5 protein-coding genes are annotated in these 4,008 nt (G+C 53.1%); 4 read left to right on the top strand and 1 reads right to left on the bottom strand.

Annotation, left to right across the window (positions count from 1 at the left end; translation table 11 throughout):
• Positions 1 to 178 precede the first annotated feature (178 nt).
• A complete protein-coding gene (locus LN415_09585) occupies positions 179 to 802 on the top strand; it encodes a hypothetical protein (protein ID MCJ2557336.1) in 624 nt (207 codons plus the stop codon).
• Positions 803 to 1,042: 240 nt separating this feature from the next.
• Here the strand turns inward: LN415_09585 and LN415_09580 are convergent, their stop codons facing one another.
• Positions 1,043 to 2,071: a ribonuclease III domain-containing protein gene (locus LN415_09580; GenBank protein ID MCJ2557335.1), complete on the bottom strand. Its 1,029-nt coding sequence runs from the start codon at positions 2,069 to 2,071 to the stop codon at positions 1,043 to 1,045.
• A 322-nt stretch (positions 2,072 to 2,393) separates the two neighbouring features.
• Between LN415_09580 and LN415_09575 the strand changes: the two genes are divergently transcribed.
• The 3 genes from LN415_09575 to LN415_09565 are packed head-to-tail and all read left to right on the top strand — an operon-like array spanning position 2,394 to position 3,882.
• Positions 2,394 to 3,398, top strand: coding sequence for a restriction endonuclease (locus LN415_09575; GenBank protein ID MCJ2557334.1), 1,005 nt, complete (start codon positions 2,394 to 2,396; stop codon positions 3,396 to 3,398).
• Positions 3,399 to 3,401: 3 nt separating this feature from the next.
• The gene (locus LN415_09570) at positions 3,402 to 3,668 is read left to right on the top strand and encodes an ATP-binding protein (GenBank protein MCJ2557333.1); all 267 of its coding nucleotides are present in this window, start codon (positions 3,402 to 3,404) and stop codon (positions 3,666 to 3,668) included.
• A complete protein-coding gene (locus tag LN415_09565) occupies positions 3,607 to 3,882 on the top strand; it encodes an ATP-binding protein (protein ID MCJ2557332.1) in 276 nt (91 codons plus the stop codon). The genes LN415_09570 and LN415_09565 overlap by 62 nt, the downstream gene beginning before the upstream one ends.
• Positions 3,883 to 4,008: the final 126 nt, after the last annotated feature.

Below are 4,008 nucleotides of genomic sequence, written 5' to 3'. Positions count from 1 at the left end.
GCTGAAGAAGACATCTCCATATGCTTACTCCTCACGACTGTGAGCGTTTTCCTGAACCTCTCTTACTGAATCTAGGGAAACACTAATATTCCAGATATCCCTTTTCTCATTAATAAAGTGATAGAGAGAATGTGATTCGATGGGGAAGTACTCATCATTCGGGCATCACCTGAGCGATTTGAAGGATGACAAGCAAACGCTTTCCTTCCGAGAGGTCGAGCAGATTCTTGGCTTTCCTCTGCCCGCGTCAGCATTCAGATACCGTCCGTGGTGGGCGAATGATCCGACGCATGTGCAAGCAATGGATGGATGGATTAGCGCAGGATGGGAAGTGGAGTCTGTTGATTTCGAGAACGAGAACGTGATATTTGGGAGGTGTAAGAAAATGGAAGCATCTAGGAGAGAGGTGGGTGAACGACCTTCTCAGGGGCAAGTGATGAATTCGCGAAGTTTCGAGCAGTTCTCCGGGGAAGTGATGTCTCAGTACTTCAACATGGACTTGAGACCAGGGCAGCTCAGCGGTTGTCCAAAGCTCTTCGACTTTGTGTCCTCCGATCGCAAGATCGCGGGTGATGCCAAGTATTTGACGATGGTTAGAGGGAAGTCCTTACCGCCGGCGAAATTCTCCGTAATTGCCGAACACGTATGGCTTTTGGAGAAGACTGAGGTTGACAGGAGATTCCTGGTCTTCGGCAATGACAGGAGAGTTCCTGAGGAGTGGCTGAAGAGGTATGGCGGTCTCGTCGACAACGTGGAGTTCTACTTCTTGGACGAGTCTGGAAGCTTGGAGAAGCTGAACTAGGTGCGCTCGACTGTGAGTGTCGGGCCCCAGTGCTCAGGAACCCTAGGCAGTGTCTTGTATTCTTCCTCCATGTGAGAATCTAGCAACTGGCTCAGGACCGGGGACAGGAGATAGGTCAGCGAGGGCTACGTGAACTTCGCCACGCAGCTGAACGACCACATGCTCGTCCACGCGATACGGAATTACCTGCTGCAGAACTCACAGCTCATCATGACCATGCAGCGATAGTGGGAGGGGGGCTTATCGAATCATCAGTAGTCTCTTTGTGGCCTTCTTGGATTCATGGAAGTTGCCGTCGCGATAGGTCGCACCAATCAGTGCCTCAACCGTCGTTGCCAATGCTTTCTCGCTTCTGTCCGCACCTGACTTCCGTTCTCCCGGTGTTGTCTTCATCAGCTGCGTGAGATCATGGACCGCACCCGCCCTCGCCAGGTACTCGTTCTTCTCCTTATCGATTCTCTTGTCAGTGATCTCTCCCTTCTCTTCGTAGCCCGAGTCGAAGAGGTGCTCGGTGAGCACAGCCTTCAGTACTGCGTCACCGAGCGTAGCGAGTGCTTCCTGATGTTCGACCTCCTTCCCTGTCTTCCCTTTCTGAGTGAGCTTCTCAGCTAGGTCCCGGCGCGTGAGAGCCCGAAGAAGAAGGTCCTCGTTGCTGAAGTTGTATTCCAGTATTTCCCCAATCCTTCTTATCCTCTCTTCGTCTCCGACTTCTTCTGCGATTTGCTTCATAGCCTTGGAACGCCTTGCGGATTCATCGCCAATCAGGTCCCTGAGGGACTCCGAGAACTCCGAGATCTCGCAAATCCGGACACCTTTGACTGACCCGCAGAACTGCAGTGCATCCTGCAAATTACTGAACTGATTCTTCTTTGAGGAACCGTCTTTGAAGTTGTCGAGTACGACCATAGCCAGGCATCTGTCGAACGCCACAGGTGTGCCCCCGCTCTCAAAGCAGATATGAGTGGATGCGTCTATACAATGCAGGTCCCCAATCGCAACCTTGGGGGAGCTGTCGGTTTCCACCTCTATGAAGAGAAGTGCTCCATCCCTTCGAACGGTGATATCAGGCTCCTTGACCTTGTTCACCCTTCCTTTCTTCTCCGAATCATCTTTGAGCCTGTACAGTGCGACTCGACCAGGATTCTTCCGCTCGATTTCGCCACATCGGTGGGACAGGTAGATTGAGTCCACCTTGAATGGCCTCTTCAGCAGTGTCTGGACGATTTCCTCACACATCCTCTCATGCATATCACCTTGTTTGCCCATCATCGACCCTCCAGGACTCCTTATGATGGAGGGACATGTCCGAGCCGTACTTATGGTAGTCGGTCATCGCCTCCAGCAGTTCATTTCATCGCCGAGGAATCCGTGAACGGGTTCGCATGATGATGCACTTCAAATGCTTGGCGAAGGTGATGACAAGAAGCCTGTGTCGCGCCTGAAGCAATCTCAGAAAGCTGCTTTCACGAAAGCAACAAGTAGTGGAGGGACAATCGCGGACAACGAGGAGGGAGAGGCCTGTGATTGTCCAACGGCAAGACTGGAGATTGCGAGGAAGCTCCTTTCTAAGTTGAGTATTGGAGGTGAGTGTATGGGAGAGAAGAAGGCTTTTGTGCTTCGTATTGCCCCTGGCGGCGTCGATCAGGTGCCGGAGGCACTGGAATCCGACACGCTGATAATAGGCTGGAGCACCGCGGATGGTTTGACGGACAAGAAGCTAAGCTGGAAGGAGTTCAGGCAGATTGTGCACGATGAGTTCTACAAGGACGACGAGAGCTTCTGTCGGTCTGGAAGTGCGGCGGGGAATCTCTGGAGGTTCATCTGGGAGATGGAGGAAGGGGACCTGGTCGTCGTGCCTCATGGGTCGGGCTTCTATGTCGCTCATGTTGCCGGAGGGGGTGCGTACCTCGACAAGGACAAGATTGATGAGGACACCGGGCACCGCCGATCCGTGGTCTGGCGGAACGAGAAGAAACCAATTCCTCGGTCATGGGCAAGAGCGGCACTTCAGTCCAGAATGAAGGTCCAGGGGACTTCAGTTCGGGCGGACGACCTAGTATCCGAAATAGAAGAGGTCGTTCGTCTGGCCGAGATCGGAAAGAAGCCGACCTTCGCGCTCGATTTGAAGAGCGGACTTGTCGATGCGGCGCGCCACGAGCTGCACTCTGGCCGCGTGGATTCCTATGGCTTCGAGAGACTTGTGAAGAATGTGTTAGAATCCCTTGGGGCTTCGGACGCAAGGGTCGTACCCCGACAGAAGGATGCTGGTGCCGATGTCGTGGCCACTTTCAGGGTTGCAGAGGTCTTCCAGGCGACGATTGCTGTCCAGGCAAAGCACTTCACACCGGAGCCTCCAGTGGGGCCTTCTGCTGTCAAGGAACTGATTTCAGGGATGGAAGCCGAAGGAGCCGATTTCGGCATGGTGGTCACGTCTGGAACATTCTCGGAAGAGGCCAAGCGGTTCGCCGAGGAAGTGCAAGAGGAGCGAGGGTTTCAGATTCGGCTCATGGATGGTGACGACCTGGCCACACTCACAGTGGAAAGCGGGCTTAGAGCAGTGAAGGGACAAGAGCAGACACCCGACTCGGAGACGTGAGCTATGACGGATGACCCAATTGAGAAGGGCATCACAGAATGTATTGCCGGTTTCTTTGCTGAATACAGGGAGCACTCACATCTGGACGAAAAGTTCTCCGGTCTCTACTACTGGAACGGAAGAGACATTGACAACTACCTCAGGCAGGGAGAGAACCAATTTGTCGGGTTTAAGAGACAGTTCAATCCAGATAAGTCCAGTGAGTTCCATGAGTCTGTCTCAGCTCTTGCCAACACGAAAGGGGGGTGTGATCATGGTTGGCGTAGATGACAATTGGTCCCTCATTGGAGTACAGGACCCAAAGCTCGAAGATAGGATAAGAGACTCTGTTGACAACTCAATCGAGCCACTCCTTAGGTTGCACTTCGAGAGGAAAGAACGCGGGGGTGAGGAGATACTGCTGATTGAGGTTGATGTCGGAGACAACCCCCATACATGCTTCGGGGACAAGCCTTTGTCAGGTCAGGAGGAACGGACAGGCTAGCGGGGCGACTTGAGCTTGACGCGATATATGAGAAGAAGATCAGAGGCCAAGAACCTGGCCAACCGTATTCCATTTGGTGATTTGAGAATATAGTCCGAGAACGCCGAAGAAGGCTTTGAAACTTTG

Source organism: Candidatus Thermoplasmatota archaeon (assembly GCA_022848865.1).
Classification (GTDB): domain Archaea; phylum Thermoplasmatota; class Thermoplasmata; order RBG-16-68-12; family JAGMCJ01; genus JAGMCJ01.
This window is presented reverse-complemented; position numbering and strand designations above follow the sequence as displayed.